The following is a 15,783-nucleotide window of genomic DNA, read 5'->3' as shown; positions in this document are numbered from 1 at the left end:
TTGTTGCGTAATTAGCCGAGCCCCGACAAGCCGTGACGGAGGCCACGCGCGGTGTCCTCCATCACTAAGGGTTACCTAATCTGTCGACGCAGAGTGACGAAATCGGGAACGCTCCGCAGTCTCCGCAGGCCACCCGGGGGCCCGCGGCGGCCGGGACCGGCCGGCACCCCCCGGCCGGTGCCCGCGGCCCGGGCCCCGGGCCCCCTTTCCCGGCTCCGTAGACTCACCCGCATGAGCAACGACCCCGCCGTGGAGATCCGCGGACTGGTGAAGCGGTTCGGCACCAAGACCGCGGTGGACGGCCTGGACCTCGTCGTCCCGCGGTCCGCGGTGACGGCGGTCCTCGGCCCCAACGGCGCGGGCAAGACCACCACGGTGGAGACCTGCGAGGGCTACCACCGGCCCGACGCCGGCACCGTCCGGGTCCTCGGGCTCGACCCGGTCGCCGACGCCGCGGCCCTGCGCCCCCGGGTCGGGGTGATGCTCCAGTCCGGCGGCGTCTACTCCGGCGCCCGCGCCGAGGAGATGCTGCGCCACATGGCCTCGCTGTACGCCGACCCGCTCGACGTCGGCGCCCTGGTGGAGCGGCTCGGCCTCGGAAGCTGCGGCCGCACCCCCTACCGCCGGCTGTCCGGCGGCCAGCAGCAGCGGCTGTCCTTGGCCATGGCCGTGGTCGGCCGCCCCGAGCTGGTCTTCCTCGACGAGCCGACGGCCGGGCTCGACCCGCAGGCCCGGCGCGCCACCTGGGAGCTGGTGCGGGAGCTGCGCGCCGACGGGGTCACCGTCGTGCTCACCACGCACCACATGGACGAGGCCGAGCAGCTCGCCGACGAGGTCGCCGTCGTCGACGCCGGCAAGGTGATCGCCCACGGCAGCCCCGAGCAGCTGTGCCGCGGCGGCGCCGAGAACACCCTGCGCTTCACCGGCCGCCCCGGCCTCGACCTCGCCGCCCTGCTCAAGGCCCTGCCCGACGGCACCCGGGCCGCCGAGCTGGCCCCGGGGGCGTACCGGGTGACCGGTGACGTCGACCCGCAGATGCTGGCCACCGTCGCCTCCTGGTGCGCCCAGCACGGCGTCCTGCCCGACAGCCTGTCGGTGGAGCGGCACACGCTGGAGGACGTCTTCCTCGAACTCACGGGCAAGGAGCTGCGCGGATGAGCGCCGGTACGTTCACCCCCCGGCCGGGCGCGGCCCCGGTGTTCCGCATGATCGCGGCGCAGACGGCGCTGGAGACCCGGATGCTGCTGCGCAACGGGGAGCAGCTGCTGCTGACCGTGATCATCCCCGCCCTGCTGCTGGCGCTGTTCTCCTCGGTGGACGTCGTGGACACCGGGGCGGAGGAGCCCGTGGACTTCCTCGCCCCGGGGGTGCTCGCGCTCGCCGTGCTGTCCACCGCCTTCACCGGCCAGGCGATCGCCACCGGCTTCGACCGCCGCTACGGGGTGCTCAAGCGGCTCGGCGCCTCGCCGCTGCCGCGCTGGGCGCTGCTGACCGCCAAGACGCTGTCGGTGCTGGTCACCGAGGTGCTCCAGGTGGCCCTGCTCACCGCCATCGCCTTCGGCCTCGGCTGGTCCCCGCAGGGCGGCCCGTTCGCCGTCGCCGCGCTGCTCCTGCTGGGGACGGCCGCCTTCTCCGGGCTCGGGCTGCTGATGGCCGGCACCCTCAAGGCGGAGGTGACGCTGGCCGCCGCCAACCTGGTCTTCCTGCTGCTGCTCGTCGGCGGCGGTGTGATCGTGCCGCTGGAGAAGTTCCCCGACGCGGTCCGCCCGCTGCTGGAGCTGCTGCCGATCTCCGCGCTCTCCCACGGCCTGCGCGAGGTGCTCCAGCACGGCGCGGCCCTGCCCTGGCGGGACGTGGCGGTCCTGGCCGGCTGGACCGCGGCCGGGCTGGGCGCCGCCGCCCGCTTCTTCCGCTGGCAGTGAATCCCTTCCGCCCGCCGGGCCCGCGGCGTCAGGATGGAGCCTGACCACACGAGGGTGACGCCGGGGGGCGGCATGGCGGGGCGTGAGGCCGTTCTGCGGCTGGACGAGCGGTGGGCGAGGATCCGGGCGGGGGCCGGGCACATGGCACCCGAGGACGCCGGACGGCTGCTGGACGAGCTGATCGCCGCCCTGCGCGGGCCCGCCCGGACCGACCCGGAGTACGCCGCCCTGCTCGGGCTGCGCCTGGGCGACCTGGCGGCCCGCCGGTTCGCGGCGGGCGACCGGGCGGGGGCGCTGTCGGCCGTCGAGGAGGCGCTGCACCACGCCCGGCGGGCCGCCGGACACCGCGCCGAGTACGCCCGCTGGTACGCCCGGGCCCTGATCAACCAGGGCGTCTGGCTGGCCTGGCCGCTGAGCGACGGGCACCGGCTGCCCCGGCACCCGCTGGGCCCGGCCGCCGCGCAGGGCCCGGACCCGATGGAGCGGGCGGACGGCGAGCGGGCCCGGGACGTGACCCGCGCCGCCGTGGAGGTCTGGGCGGGCCTGGACCAGAGCGACCCCGTCAACCACCGGGGCCTGGCCCAGGCCAAGGTGTTCCTCGGCGACCGGCTCGCCGAGCTGGGGCAGGCGGAGGAGGCGACGGCCTGGGCGGTGGACGCGGAGGGCGACTTCCGCCGGCTGCTGCAGGTGAGCGAGGACCCCCAGATCCTCCAGGAGTCCGAGGAGGCCCTCGCGCATCTGGGCCGCCAGCTCCAGCTGCGGCTGCGCTACCTGTCCTTCGAGTCGCTGGTGAACCTGCGCGTGAGGGGCCTGCTCCCGGAACGGCTGCTGCCGCAGGCGGTGGTCGCGGCGCGGATCCAGGGCGTGGCACCCGGCGACATGGCCGCGCTGCTCCGGCTGGACCCGGAGGACGTGGACACCATGCTCGACGTCACCCCGTGGCTGGCGGTGTGGCGGTTCGACGTCCGCGGCCCGGACGGGGTCTGGCAGACCCGGCCGCATCCGTGGCACGGCGCCGCCGAGGTACGAAACCGGACAGCTGCGGACGTAGGGGGCGAACTCCTGCGCGGCTTCATGGAGTCCGCCGACTGCCCGGGGCCCGGCGGCTCTTGGCGGCTGCACGTGTGGTGGCAGGAGGAGGGCGACCCGGCCGCGGCCCGGTTCCGCCAGCTCGTCGGCCCGCAGGCGGCGGGGCCGGCGCCCGGCGGCACCCCCTCGTGAAAGTTTGCACAAGGCGGCGCCTACGATAGGGGCGTGTTCAACCCCTTCGCCTACCTTGCCGCCCGCTGGACGCCCTCACCCCGGACCGTCCAGCGCGCCGCACTCGCCGCCCTGGTCATGACCGTCGTCATCGTCGTCACCGGCGGGGCGGTCCGGCTGACCGGATCCGGGCTCGGCTGCGACACCTGGCCCAAGTGCACCGAGGACAGCCTGATCACCACTCAGGCCCAGGGCATCCACGGCGCCATCGAGTTCGGCAACCGCATGCTGACCTACGTGGTGAGCGCCGCCGTCGGCTGGTGCATCCTGGCCGCCCGGTGCGCCAAGCCGTGGCGCCGGTCGCTGACGAAGCTCGGCTGGACGCAGTTCTGGGTCGTCTGCGGCAACGCGGTGCTCGGCGGCATCACCGTCCGCACCGGCCTCAACCCGTGGAGCGTGGCGGGGCACTTCCTGCTGGCCACGGCGCTCATCGCGGTCACCACCGTCACCTGGCAGCGCACCCGCGAGGGGGACGGCGCGGTCCGGCGCCGGGTGCCCGCCCCGGTGCGCAAGCTCTCCTGGGCCCTGGTCGCCGCCACCGTCGTGCTGATCGCGGCCGGCACGGTCGTGACCGGCTCCGGTCCGCACGCCGGTGACAGCAGCGACGTGCCGCGCATGCCCTTCGACTGGGAGGGCACCGCACACGTGCACGCCGTCGCCGCCTGGGTCGTGTGCGCGCTCGGCGTCGCGATGTGGCTGGTGCTGCGGGTGGTGGACGCCCCGGACGACACCCGGGCCCGCGCCCGCGACCTGCTCCTGGTGCTGCTCGCCCAGGGCGCGGTCGGCTACGTGCAGTTCTTCACCCAGCTGCCCGAGGTGCTCGTCGCCGCCCACATGCTCGGTTCCTGCCTGGTGTGGATCGCCGTGCTGCGGCTCGTGCTGAGCCTGCGCGAGCGGCCGGCGGACCGGGCCGAGATCCCGGCGCAGGGCGACCCGGCGCTCTCCGCCGCCTGAGCCCCGGCCCCGGTCAGGCCGGGACGGCGTCGGCCAGCCGGTAGACGCGGCGGGCGTTGCCCGCCGCGATCATCGCGGCCACCCGCTGGGCGTCGCGGAGCGACCAGGCCCCGTCGCCGACCCAGCCGCCCAGCACCCGGCCCAGCGCCTCGCGGAACACCTGGGCGCCGACCACGTGCAGCTCGGGCAGGTGCCGGCCGCCGCTGGAGAACAGCAGCTTGCCGAAGGGGGCCAGCTCCAGCAGCTCGGCCAGCACCTCGGCGGCCCGGGCCCCGGTGTGCGCCAGGGCCGGCCCGAGGTCGGCGTAGACGTGCGGGAAGGCCGCCGCCAGATGGGCGGCGTGCCGGTGGTACGGGTATCCGTGCAGCAGGACCAGGTCCGTGCCGAGCCCCGCGGTCGCGCGGACGAAGTCCGTCAGCAGCGTGGGATCGGTGCGGTCGATGCGCTCGCACGGGTCCCCCGCGCCGGCGTGCAGCTGGAGCGGCAGCCCGCGGGCCACCGCGCTCCACAGCAGGTGCCGCAGCAGGACGGGGTCCCGTACGCAGCCGCCCTTGGCCCGGCGCTCCAGCCAGCGCCCGGCCGCGCCGCGGACCTCGCCCGGACCGGGCGGCTCGGGGGCGAAGGCGAGGGCGATGCCGTGGCCGGCGCCCGTACCGCAGGTGAAGGCGACCGCCGTGGCGGCGGCGGCGTGCAGCGCCTCGGAGAGGTTGGCGAGGAAGGCCCCGGCGGTGCCGGAGGTGTCGGCGACCTGCTCGGCGAGGGTCTCCAGCCGGACGATCTCGTGGGCCTCGGCGGCCGCGGCGTCGGCGAGCTCGCGGGGGCCGGTGAGGTCCGCGGACAGGCCGGTGTCCACGAGATACGTGGCGATGCCCGCGCCGCGCAGCAGCCGGCGGCCGGTCTCCAGGACGCCCAGCTCGCGGCGCCGCGCCAGGTAGTGGGCGGGCGGGCAGTGCGGCTCCAGGCCGAGCAGCGGCGGGCACCAGCGGCGGACGGCGAAGCCGGTCTGGGTGTCGAAGAAGGTGGTGCCGGCGGCGGGCGGCCGGCCCGACCGGCTCAGCTGGGCCTCGAAGGTGCCGAGGCCCAGCTCCGTCCGGAGCACTCCATGGCAGTACTGGTCCACCAGGGGCGGCGTTTCGATCATCCGGTCATCCCGTTGCGGACGTGGGGCGGGCTTGCGCGCTTCCACACGTCCTAACGGGTGACGGGAGTGTCAGGTGTTGCTCGTGCAGTTGACCGAGGCGACGCCCGACGGGGGCCGGAGCCGCTCAGGCCTGGTCGTCCCCGGCCGGCTTCGCGGGCTTGGCCTCGGCGGCCCCGTCCTTCACCTCGGCGGCCCCGTCCTCGGCCTCGGCGGTCTCGGCCTTGGCCTCGACGGACTCGGCCTTGGCCCCGGCGGTCTCGGCCTTGGCCTCGACGGACTCGGCCTTCGCCTCGGCAGGCGTGGCCTCGGCCTCCGCGGACTCGGCCTTCGCCTCGGCGGGAGCCTCCACGACCTCGGGCTCCGGCTCCGGCTCGGGCTCGGCGGCCACCGGAGCGGCCGGCCGCGGGTTCGGGGTGCCGCCGAGCTGGATGCCGGCCATCCGCGTCCACTCGTAGGGACCGGTGCGCACCTGGGCGGCGAACTCGCCGTCGAACTCCTCGTGGAGGGTCAGCCCGGCCTTCTCCGCCGCCAGCTTCGCGACCGCCTGGGAGGGGGCGACCAGGTCGCCCCAGCCGCCGTCCGAGCCGACGAGCACGATCCGGGTGCCCGCCTGGCCGATGTACGCGAGCTGCCCCTCGGCGCCGCCGTGCTGCTTGGAGAAGGCGCCGATCTGCTTGGCGAGCTTCGCCGCGCTGCGCTCCTGCTTGGTGTCTGCCATACCGCAGATGCTACCGGCGAGTAATCAGCGGAGGAAGGGATCCACGGCCACGGCCACGAACAGCAGCGACACATAGGTGATGGACCAGTGGAACAGGCGCATCTCCTTGAGCTTCGCGCCCGTGACCCCGGCCTTGGCCCGGGCCTGGAGCGCGTGCGCCTCCCACAGCCACCAGCCACCGGCCGCCAGCGCGACGGCCGTGTAGAACCAGCCGGTGTAGCCGAGCGGCTGCAGCAGCAGCGAGACGCCGACCATCACCCAGCTGTACAGGACGATCTGCCGGGCGACGGCCCGGTTGCCCGCGACCACCGGCAGCATCGGCACGCCGACGCGCGCGTAGTCCTCCTTCACCTTCATCGACAGCGGCCAGTAGTGCGGCGGCGTCCAGAAGAAGATGACGAGGAAGAGGATGACGGCGGCCCAGGAGACCTCGTTCTTGACCGAGGACCAGCCGATGAGCACCGGCATGCAGCCGGCGATGCCGCCCCAGACGATGTTCTGGGTGGTGCGCCGCTTCAGCAGCATCGTGTAGACCACGACGTAGAAGAGGAGCGCCCCGAGGGCGAGCGCGGCGGACAGCCAGTTGACGAGCAGTCCGAACCAGGCCGTGGAGACCACCCCGAGGGTGATGCCGAAGGCGAGGCACTCGCGCGGGCTGACCATGCCGGTCACCAGGGGACGCTGCGAGGTGCGGTCCATCAGCGCGTCGATGTCGCGGTCGATGTACATGTTCAGCGCGTTGGCGCCGCCCGCGGACAAGTACCCGCCGACGCAGGTGGCCAGGACCAGCCACAGCGAGGGCACGCCCTGCTGCGCGAGGAACATCACCGGCACTGTGGTGATCAGCAGAAGTTCGATGATTCGCGGCTTGGTCAATGCCACGAAAGCCATGACCCGGGCCCCGAACGGCCGGTGACCGGGGGTTGTCCCAAGCACCCCCGCTGGACGGGATTCGACGGCCGTCACGCACACCCCTGAGAGAGAATCCAGCAAGCTCCCGGCCTGAATCCCCGGTAAAGACTTGCGCGTACCACGCCACTCTAGACGTTGCGCTCACATCGCTCGGCGCCGGGGTCGGCTCGTGTTGGGCCGAGTGCCGCGCGCCACCCGGCCGGGCAAACCCGACGTGGCAAGGTGGTGACAGGCTGCAGGCACTCGAATAGCTGCACGCCCCGGCGAGGGTAGGCTCGGAATCGCGCCGGTGCACCGTTCGTCACCGGGACTACAAGCATGTGGAGAGGAGCCCTGACCCACGGTGAGCACCAAGCCGACCAGCACAGAGCTCGTGTGGACCGATCTGGACCAGCGGGCCGTGGACACCGCCCGCATCCTGGCCGCCGACGCGGTACAGAAGGTCGGGAACGGCCACCCCGGCACGGCCATGAGCCTGGCCCCCGCCGCGTACACCCTCTTCCAGAAGGTGATGCGCCACGACCCGGCCGACCCCGAGTGGGTCGGCCGTGACCGTTTCGTGCTCTCCGCGGGGCACTCGTCCCTGACCCTGTACACCCAGCTGTACCTCGGCGGGTTCGGCCTGGAGCTGGACGACCTCAAGGCCTTCCGCACCTGGGGCTCGAAGACCCCCGGCCACCCGGAGTACGGCCACACCGCCGGCGTCGAGACCACCACCGGGCCGCTCGGCCAGGGCATCGCCAACGCGGTGGGCATGGCCATGGCCGCCCGCTACGAGCGCGGCCTGTTCGACCCGGAGGCGGCCCCGGGCACCTCTCCGTTCGACCACATGGTCTACGTCGTCGCCGGTGACGGCTGCCTGCAGGAGGGCATCTCCCACGAGGCGTCCGCGCTGGCCGGCCACCAGAAGCTCGGCAACCTGGTGCTGCTGTGGGACGACAACCACATCTCCATCGAGGGTGACACGGAGACGGCCGTCTCCGAGGACACCATGAAGCGCTACGAGGCCTACGGCTGGCACGTCCAGCGCGTGGAGCAGCAGGAGAACGGCGACCTCGACCCGAAGGCCCTGTACGAGGCGCTGCTCGCGGCCAAGGCCGAGACCGGGCGCCCCTCCTTCATCGCCGCCCGCTCGATCATCGCCTGGCCGGCCCCGCACGCGCAGAACACCGAGGCCGCGCACGGCTCGGCGCTCGGCGACGACGAGGTGGCCGCCACCAAGCGCGTCCTGGGCTTCGACCCGGAGCAGACCTTCGAGGTCTCCGACGAGGTCATCGCCCACACCCGCAAGCTCGGCGACCGCGGCCGCGAGGCCCGCGCCGCGTGGGAGAAGGACCTCTCGGCCTGGCGCACGGCCAACCCGCAGCGCGCCGCCGAGTTCGACCGGATCCAGGCGAACGAGCTGCCCGAGGGCTGGGAGGACAAGCTCCCGGTGTTCGAGCCGGGCAAGGGCGTCGCCACCCGCGCCGCCTCCGGCAAGGTGCTCCAGGCGCTGGGCGCGGTGATCCCGGAGCTGTGGGGCGGCTCGGCCGACCTCGCCGGCTCCAACAACACCACCATCGACAAGAACTCCTCGTTCCTGCCGAAGGGCAACCCGCTGCCGGAGGCCGACCCGTACGGCCGCACCATCCACTTCGGCATCCGCGAGCACGCCATGGCCGCCGCCATGAACGGCATCGCGCTGCACGGCCACACCCGTGTCTACGGCGGCACCTTCCTGGTGTTCTCCGACTACATGCGCAACGCCGTGCGCCTGTCGTCGCTGATGCACCTGCCCGTGACGTACGTGTGGACGCACGACTCCATCGGTCTGGGCGAGGACGGCCCGACCCACCAGCCGGTCGAGCACCTGGCCTCGCTGCGCGCCATCCCGGGCCTGAACATCGTCCGTCCGGCGGACGCCAACGAGACCGCCATCGCCTGGCGCGAGATCCTCAAGCGCCACACGAAGGTGTTCGGCAAGGGCGCCCCGCACGGTCTGGCGCTGACCCGCCAGGGCGTGCCGACGTACGCGCCGAACGAGGACGCGGCCAAGGGCGGCTACGTGCTCTTCGAGGCCGCGGGCCCGGACGGGCAGAACGCGCCGGCGCAGGTCGTGCTCATCGGCACCGGCTCCGAGGTCCAGCTCGCCGTGGCCGCGCGCGAGGCGCTGCAGGCCGAGGGCATTGCGGCCCGCGTGGTCTCGATGCCGTCCGTCGAGTGGTTCGAGGAGCAGGACCAGGAGTACAAGGACAGCGTCCTGCCGCCGTCCGTGCGGGCGCGCGTGGCGGTGGAGGCCGGTATCGGCCTGACCTGGCAGCGTTACGTGGGCGACGCGGGCCGGATCGTGTCGCTGGAGCACTTCGGTGCCTCGGCCGACGGCAACGTGCTGTTCCGCGAGTTCGGCCTGACCGCCGAGGCCGTCACCGCAGCCGCGAAGGCGTCCATCGAAGCCGCCGCGCGCTGACGCCGGTACGAAAAGCAGAAGTAGGAGATGCAATTCCCATGACAGACGCACTCAAGCGCCTCTCCGACGAAGGCGTGGCGATCTGGCTGGACGACCTGTCCCGCAAGCGCATCACGTCCGGCAACCTGGCCGAGCTGATCGACGAGTCGCACGTGGTCGGTGTCACCACCAACCCGTCGATCTTCCAGAAGGCCATCAGCAGCGGCGACGGCTACCAGCAGCAGCTCGCCGACCTGGCCGCCCGCAAGGTGACGGTCGACGAGGCCATCCGCATGATCACCACGGCGGACGTCCGTGACGCCGCCGACATCCTGCGCCCGGTGTTCGACGCCACCGACGGCCAGGACGGCCGGGTCTCCATCGAGGTCGACCCCCGCCTGGCCCACGACACGGCCGCCACGATCGCCGAGGCCAAGCAGCTGGCGTGGCTGGTGGACCGCCCGAACACCCTGATCAAGATCCCGGCGACCAAGGCCGGCCTGCCGGCGATCACCGAGGTCATCGGCAAGGGCATCAGCGTCAACGTCACGCTGATCTTCTCGCTGGAGCGCTACCGCGAGGTCATGGACGCCTACCTGGCCGGCCTGGAGAAGGCCAAGGCCGCGGGCCTGGACCTGTCGAAGATCCACTCGGTGGCGTCCTTCTTCGTGTCCCGCGTGGACACCGAGATCGACAAGCGCCTGGACGCCCTCGGCACCGACGAGGCCAAGGCGCTCAAGGGCAAGGCCGCCCTCGCCAACGCCCGTCTGGCGTACGAGGCCTACGAGGAGGTCTTCTCCTCCGAGCGCTGGGCCGCGCTGGACAAGGCGCAGGCCAACAAGCAGCGCCCGCTGTGGGCCTCGACCGGCGTCAAGGACCCGGCGTACAAGGACACGCTGTACGTGGTGGACCTGGTCGCCCCGGGCACGGTCAACACCATGCCGGAGGCCACCTTGGAGGCCACCGCGGACCACGGCGAGGTCACCGGCGACACCGTCACCGGCACCTACGAGCAGTCCCGCGCCGAGCTCGATGCGGTCGCGAAGCTGGGCATCTCGTACGACGATGTGGTTCAGCTGCTGGAAGACGAGGGCGTGGAGAAGTTCGAGGCGTCCTGGAACGACCTTCTGAAGTCGACCGAGGCGGAGCTCGCGCGCCTCGCCCCCGCGGAGGACTGAGTATTTTGTCAGCAAACGGAGCGAACAACCCGCTTCGTGACGCACAGGACCGGCGGCTCCCGCGCATCGCGGGGCCGTCCGGCCTGGTCATTTTCGGCGTTACGGGTGACCTGTCGCGCAAGAAGCTCATGCCCGCCGTCTACGACCTGGCGAACCGGGGCCTGCTGCCCCCGGGCTTCTCGCTGATCGGCTTCGCCCGTCGCGAATGGGAGCACGAGGACTTCGCCCAGGAGGTGTACGAGGCCGTCAAGCAGCACTCCCGTACGCCGTTCCGGGAGGAGGTCTGGCAGCAGCTGGTGCAGGGCTGCCGGTTCGTGCAGGGCGACTTCGACGACGACGCGGCGTTCGAGACGCTGAAGGCGACGATCGAGGAGCTCGACAAGCAGCAGGGCACGGGCGGCAACTTCGCCTTCTACCTGTCGGTCCCGCCGAAGTTCTTCCCCAAGGTCGTCCAGCAGCTCAAGGACCACGGGCTGGCGCAGAAGGAGGGCTCCTGGCGGCGTGCCGTCATCGAGAAGCCCTTCGGGCACGACCTCAAGAGCGCCGAGGAGCTCAACAAGGTCGTCCACGAGGTCTTCCCCCGGGACGAGGTGTTCCGGATCGACCACTACCTGGGCAAGGAGACCGTCCAGAACATCCTGGCGCTCCGCTTCGCCAACACGATGTTCGAGCCGATCTGGAACCGGTCGTACGTCGACCACGTGCAGATCACCATGGCCGAGGACATCGGCATCGGCGGCCGGGCCGGCTACTACGACGGCATCGGCGCCGCCCGTGACGTCATCCAGAACCACCTGCTCCAGCTGCTCGCGCTGACCGCGATGGAGGAGCCGGGCTCCTTCCACCCCAAGGCGCTGGTGGCGGAGAAGCTGAAGGTGCTCAGCGCCGTCCAGATCCCGGAGGACCTGGGCAAGCACACCGTGCGCGCGCAGTACACCTCCGCCTGGCAGGGCGGCGAGAAGGTCGTCGGCTACCTCGAAGAGGACGGCATCGACCCCAAGTCGAAGACCGACACCTACGCGGCCATCCGCCTGGAGATCAACAACCGCCGCTGGGCGGGCGTCCCCTTCTACCTGCGCACGGGCAAGCGCCTGGGCCGCCGGGTGACGGAGATCGCGGTGGTCTTCAAGCGGGCCCCCTACCTGCCGTTCGAGTCGGGCGCGACCGAGGAGCTCGGGCAGAACGCCCTGGTCATCCGGGTCCAGCCGGACGAGGGCGTCACGGTGCGGTTCGGCTCGAAGGTCCCGGGCACCTCGATGGAGGTCCGGGACGTGACCATGGACTTCGCCTACGGCGAGTCCTTCACGGAGTCGAGCCCGGAGGCGTACGAGCGCCTCATCCTCGACGTGCTGCTCGGTGACGCGAACCTCTTCCCGCGCCACCAGGAGGTCGAGCTCTCCTGGAACATCCTCGACCCGATCGAGGAGTACTGGGACAAGCACGGCAAGCCCGCGCAGTACCCGGCGGGCACCTGGGGGCCGGTCGAGGCGGACGAGATGCTCGCACGAGACGGACGGAGCTGGCGCCGGCCATGAAGATCGACCTCACGGAGACCAACTCCAGCAAGATCAACTCCGCGCTGGTGCAGGCGCGCCGGGACATCGGCACGCCTGCCATCGGCATGGTGCTGACGCTGGTCATCGTGACCGACGAGGAGAACGCGTACGACGCGCTCAAGTCGGCCAACGACGCCTCCCACGAGCACCCCTCGCGGATCATCGTCGTGATCAAGCGGGTCAGCCGCTCGCCGCGCAGCCGGCGTGACGCCCGCCTCGACGCGGAGGTCCGCGTCGGGGCGGACGCGGGCACCGGCGAAACGGTTGTCCTGCGTCTGCACGGCGAGCTGGTCGACCACGCCCAGTCGGTGGTGCTCCCGCTGCTGCTGCCGGACGCCCCCGTGGTGGTCTGGTGGCCCGAGGGCGCGCCCGCCGACCTGGCCGGCGACCCGCTCGGGGCGCTGGGCCAGCGCCGCATCGCCGACACCTACGCGGCCGAGGACCCGCTCGCGGCCCTCGGCGCCCGGGCGGCGGCGTACGCACCCGGCGACACCGACCTGTCGTGGACCCGGATCACGCCGTGGCGCTCCATGCTCGCGGCGGCCCTGGACCAGCAGCCGGTCAAGGTCACCTCGGCCACGGTCGAGGGCGAGGAGGACAACCCGAGCTGCGAGCTGCTGGCCATGTGGCTGGCGGACCGCCTCGGCGCGCCCGTGCGGCGCACCACCTCCACCGGGCCGGGCCTGACGTCCGTCCGCCTGGAGAGCAAGGACGGCTCGATCGTGCTGGGCCGGGCCGACGGGGCGCTGGCGACGCTGTGCATGCCGGGTCAGCCGGACCGCTCCGTCGCCCTCAAGCGGCGCGACACGGCCGAGCTGCTGGCGGAGGAACTGCGCCGCCTGGACCCGGACAACACCTACGAGTCGGCGCTGAAGTTCGGCGTGACCCGCCTGTCCCCGTCCGAACCGGCCCAGACCCAGGCCCCGGCTCCGGCCGAGCCGGAAGCCCCGGCGGCCCCGGAGGCCAAGCCGAGGGCGAGCCGCAAGGCGGCAGCGAAGTGACCGGTGCGGGGGGTGCCGCACCTGGGCACCCCCCGCACCACCTCGAACCCGCACGACCACGAAGGTGGCAGCAGCTATGGGCATGACGACACCTCAGGTCGTCGTCCACCGGGACAAGGAGCTGATGGCGCAGGCCGCCGCGGCCCGTCTCATCACCAAGATCGTCGACGCGCAGGCGGCCCGCGGCACCGCCTCGGTCGTCCTCACCGGCGGCCGCAACGGCAACGGCCTCCTGGCGGCGCTGGCCGCCGCCCCGGCCCGGGACGCGATCGACTGGTCCCGCCTGGACCTGTGGTGGGGCGACGAGCGGTACCTCCCCGCCGACGACCCCGAGCGCAACCACACCCAGGCCCGCCAGGCCCTGTTGGACGCCGTCCCGCTGGATCCCGCCCGGGTGCACGTCATGCCGGCCTCCGACGGCCCCTACGGGCCCGACGCGGACGCCGCGGCGGCCGCCTACGCCGCAGAACTGGCCCGGGCCGCGACCCCGGAGGACCACGGCCCCGTGCCGCAGTTCGACGTGCTGATGCTCGGCGTCGGCCCCGACACCCACGTGGCGAGCCTGTTCCCCGAGCACCCGGCGGCCCGGGAGACCGAGCGCACGGTGGTCGGCGTGCACGGCGCGCCCAAGCCGCCGCCGACCCGGATCTCGCTCACCATGCCCGCCATCCGCGCCGCCCGCGAGGTCTGGCTGCTGGCGGCCGGTGAGGACAAGGCCGGCGCGGTCGCCATCGCCCTCGGCGGCGCGGGCGAGGTCCAGGCCCCGGCCGCGGCGGCGTACGGCCGCAGCCGCACGCTGTGGCTGCTGGACCGCGCGGCCGCGGCCAAACTCCCCGCCGGGATGTACCCGCCCGCGCTCTCCTGACCCCGTCCGCAGGACCGGCCGAGGCCCCGCACCCCTTTCGGGTGCGGGGCCTCGCCGCGTCCACGGCCCGGAGCGCGCCCCGGCTCAGCGGCCCCGCAGCTCCCGGTACGTCGCCACCAGGGCCTTGGTCGAGGCGTCCAGGCCCGGGACCTCCGTGCCCTCGGTCAGGGCCGGCTCCACCCGCTTGGCGAGGACCTTGCCGAGCTCGACGCCCCACTGGTCGAAGGAGTCGATGTTCCACACCGCGCCCTGCACGAACACCTTGTGCTCGTAGAGGGCGATCAGCTGGCCCAGCACCGACGGCGTGAGCTCCGCGGCCAGGATCGTGGTGGTGGGGTGGTTGCCGCGGAAGGTCTTGTGCGGCACGAGCTCCTCCGCCACGCCCTCCGCCCGGACCTCCTCCGGGGTCTTGCCGAAGGCCAGGGCCTGCGTCTGGGCGAAGAAGTTGGCCATCAGCAGGTCGTGATGGGCCGCCAGGTCGTCGGACAGCTCACCGACCGGCCGGGCGAAGCCGATGAAGTCGGCCGGGATCACCTTGGTGCCCTGGTGGATCAGCTGGTAGTAGGCGTGCTGCCCGTTCGTGCCGGGCGTGCCCCACACCACCGGGCCGGTCTGCCACTCCACCGGACGGCCCTCGCGGTCGACGGACTTGCCGTTGGACTCCATGTCCAGCTGCTGCAAGTACGCGGTGAACCGGGAGAGGTAGTGGCTGTACGGCAGCACGGCGTGCGACTGGGCGTCGAAGAAGGCGCCGTACCAGATGCCCAACAGGCCCATCAGCAGCGGGGCGTTCTGCTCGGGCGCGGCGGTGCGGAAGTGCTCGTCCACCGTACGGAAGCCGGCCAGCAGCTCGCGGAAGGCGTCCGGGCCGATCGCGATCATCAGCGACAGGCCGATCGCCGAGTCGAAGGAGTAGCGGCCGCCGACCCAGTCCCAGAACTCGAACATGTTCTGCGGGTCGATGCCGAACTCCCGGACCTTCTCCTCGTTCGTGGACAGGGCCACGAAGTGCCGCGCGACGGCGGCCTGCTCGCCGCCGAGGCCGTCGAGCAGCCAGCTGCGCGCCGAGGTGGCGTTGGTGATGGTCTCGATGGTGGTGAAGGTCTTCGACGCGATGACGAACAGCGTCTCGGCCGGGTCCAGGTCCCGTACGGCCTCGTGGAGGTCGGCGCCGTCCACGTTGGAGACGAACCGCACGGTCAGGTCCCGGTCGGTGAACGCGCGCAGCGCCTCGTAGGCCATCGCCGGACCCAGGTCGGAGCCGCCGATGCCGACGTTGACGACGTTGCGGATGCGCTTGCCGGTGTGGCCCTTCCACTCGCCCGAGCGGACGCGGTCGGCGAAGCCGGCCATCTTGTCCAGCACGGCGTGGACGCCGGGCACCACGTTCTCGCCGTCCACCTCCACCACCGCGTCGGCGGGCGCGCGCAGCGCGGTGTGCAGCACCGCCCGGTCCTCGGTCGTGTTGATCTTCTCGCCGCGGAACATGGCGTCCCGCAGCTCCGCGACGCCCGTGGCGGCGGCGAGCTCGCGCAGCAGCGTGAGCGTCTCGTCCGTCACGAGGTGCTTCGAATAGTCGATGTGCAGGTCGCCGACCCGCAGGGTGTAACCGGTACCCCGGCCCGGGTCCGCCGCGAACAGCTCCCGCAGATGCGTCTGCCCCAGCTCCTCGCGGTGCTTGCCCAGGGCCAGCCACTCGGGGGTGCGGTTCAGCTTCGTCCTGCGGCCGTCTGCGTTCATCTCGGACATCAACCCACTTCTTCCGTCCTGTTGTGCCCCGCCTGCCCCCAACCTAAGGGATGCAAAGCCCCCCTCCGCACACAAACGGGCCCGGCCCGTGGGAGAAGGTCT

General features: G+C 72.7%; 12 protein-coding genes and 1 pseudogene. 9 read left to right on the top strand and 4 right to left on the bottom strand.

The window, feature by feature from the left end:
- Positions 1 to 231: 231 nt before the first annotated feature.
- The 4 genes from LG632_RS11110 to LG632_RS11095 all read left to right on the top strand — a co-directional run bounded on the left by LG632_RS11110 (position 232) and on the right by LG632_RS11095 (position 4,136).
- The gene (locus LG632_RS11110) at positions 232 to 1,158 is read left to right on the top strand and encodes an ABC transporter ATP-binding protein (protein ID WP_226726792.1); all 927 of its coding nucleotides are present in this window, start codon (positions 232 to 234) and stop codon (positions 1,156 to 1,158) included.
- Positions 1,155 to 1,922: an ABC transporter permease gene (locus tag LG632_RS11105; RefSeq protein WP_226726791.1), complete on the top strand. Its 768-nt coding sequence runs from the start codon at positions 1,155 to 1,157 to the stop codon at positions 1,920 to 1,922. The genes LG632_RS11110 and LG632_RS11105 overlap by 4 nt, the downstream gene beginning before the upstream one ends.
- 72 nt (positions 1,923 to 1,994) lie before the next feature.
- A complete protein-coding gene (locus tag LG632_RS11100; RefSeq protein ID WP_226726790.1) occupies positions 1,995 to 3,143 on the top strand; it encodes a hypothetical protein in 1,149 nt (382 codons plus the stop codon).
- A gap of 33 nt (positions 3,144 to 3,176) precedes the next feature.
- Positions 3,177 to 4,136, top strand: a complete 960-nt coding sequence (locus LG632_RS11095; RefSeq protein WP_226726789.1) for a COX15/CtaA family protein — start codon at positions 3,177 to 3,179, stop codon at positions 4,134 to 4,136.
- A 13-nt stretch (positions 4,137 to 4,149) separates the two neighbouring features.
- Here the strand turns inward: LG632_RS11095 and LG632_RS11090 are convergent, their stop codons facing one another.
- The 3 genes and pseudogenes from LG632_RS11090 to LG632_RS11080 form a co-directional block, all read right to left on the bottom strand.
- Entirely contained in the window at positions 4,150 to 5,277 is a 1,128-nt protein-coding gene (locus LG632_RS11090) for an amidohydrolase family protein (protein ID WP_226726788.1), read from the bottom strand.
- Positions 5,278 to 5,683: 406 nt separating this feature from the next.
- Positions 5,684 to 5,995: pseudogene (locus LG632_RS11085) on the bottom strand (hypothetical protein); the annotation flags it as partial.
- Between the two features lie 24 nt (positions 5,996 to 6,019).
- Positions 6,020 to 6,967 carry a heme o synthase gene (locus LG632_RS11080; RefSeq protein WP_226726819.1) on the bottom strand — a complete coding sequence of 316 codons (948 nt, stop codon included), beginning with the start codon at positions 6,965 to 6,967 and terminating at the stop codon, positions 6,020 to 6,022.
- Positions 6,968 to 7,250: 283 nt separating this feature from the next.
- On the opposite strand from LG632_RS11080, the gene tkt reads away from it, so the two are divergent.
- The 5 genes from tkt to pgl all read left to right on the top strand — a co-directional run bounded on the left by tkt (position 7,251) and on the right by pgl (position 13,932).
- Positions 7,251 to 9,353, top strand: a complete 2,103-nt coding sequence (tkt, locus tag LG632_RS11075; protein WP_226726787.1) for a transketolase — start codon at positions 7,251 to 7,253, stop codon at positions 9,351 to 9,353.
- Positions 9,354 to 9,391: 38 nt separating this feature from the next.
- Positions 9,392 to 10,510: a transaldolase gene (gene tal / locus LG632_RS11070; protein ID WP_226726786.1), complete on the top strand. Its 1,119-nt coding sequence runs from the start codon at positions 9,392 to 9,394 to the stop codon at positions 10,508 to 10,510.
- A gap of 5 nt (positions 10,511 to 10,515) precedes the next feature.
- Positions 10,516 to 12,045 (top strand): glucose-6-phosphate dehydrogenase, encoded by a 1,530-nt coding sequence (gene zwf / locus LG632_RS11065; protein WP_226726784.1) that lies wholly within the window; start codon positions 10,516 to 10,518, stop codon positions 12,043 to 12,045.
- Positions 12,042 to 13,067 carry a glucose-6-phosphate dehydrogenase assembly protein OpcA gene (opcA, locus tag LG632_RS11060; RefSeq protein ID WP_226726782.1) on the top strand — a complete coding sequence of 342 codons (1,026 nt, stop codon included), beginning with the start codon at positions 12,042 to 12,044 and terminating at the stop codon, positions 13,065 to 13,067. Before zwf ends, opcA begins: the two co-directional genes overlap by 4 nt.
- A gap of 82 nt (positions 13,068 to 13,149) precedes the next feature.
- Complete coding sequence (gene pgl / locus LG632_RS11055; protein WP_226726780.1) at positions 13,150 to 13,932, top strand: 6-phosphogluconolactonase; 783 nt, start codon at positions 13,150 to 13,152, stop codon at positions 13,930 to 13,932.
- An 84-nt stretch (positions 13,933 to 14,016) separates the two neighbouring features.
- Here pgl and pgi read toward each other — a convergent pair whose 3' ends face one another.
- A complete protein-coding gene (gene pgi / locus LG632_RS11050; protein WP_226726818.1) occupies positions 14,017 to 15,672 on the bottom strand; it encodes a glucose-6-phosphate isomerase in 1,656 nt (551 codons plus the stop codon).
- Positions 15,673 to 15,783 lie beyond the last annotated feature (111 nt).

Origin of the sequence: Streptomyces antimicrobicus, from assembly GCF_020532625.1 — a bacterium.
Classification (GTDB): Bacteria; Actinomycetota; Actinomycetes; order Streptomycetales; family Streptomycetaceae; genus Streptomyces; species Streptomyces antimicrobicus.
Note: the sequence above shows the minus strand (reverse complement) of the source record. Positions and strands in the feature narration are given on the sequence as shown.

Coding starts and splice junctions, on each gene's coding strand:
- LG632_RS11110 (WP_226726792.1), top strand. CDS start 232: ATGAGCAACGACCCCGCCGTGGAGATCCGCGGACTGGTGAAGCGGTTC.
- LG632_RS11105 (WP_226726791.1), top strand. CDS start 1,155: ATGAGCGCCGGTACGTTCACCCCCCGGCCGGGCGCGGCCCCGGTGTTC.
- LG632_RS11100 (WP_226726790.1), top strand. CDS start 1,995: ATGGCGGGGCGTGAGGCCGTTCTGCGGCTGGACGAGCGGTGGGCGAGG.
- LG632_RS11090 (WP_226726788.1), bottom strand. CDS start 5,277: ATGATCGAAACGCCGCCCCTGGTGGACCAGTACTGCCATGGAGTGCTC.
- tal (WP_226726786.1), top strand. CDS start 9,392: ATGACAGACGCACTCAAGCGCCTCTCCGACGAAGGCGTGGCGATCTGG.
- opcA (WP_226726782.1), top strand. CDS start 12,042: ATGAAGATCGACCTCACGGAGACCAACTCCAGCAAGATCAACTCCGCG.
- pgl (WP_226726780.1), top strand. CDS start 13,150: ATGACGACACCTCAGGTCGTCGTCCACCGGGACAAGGAGCTGATGGCG.
- pgi (WP_226726818.1), bottom strand. CDS start 15,672: ATGAACGCAGACGGCCGCAGGACGAAGCTGAACCGCACCCCCGAGTGG.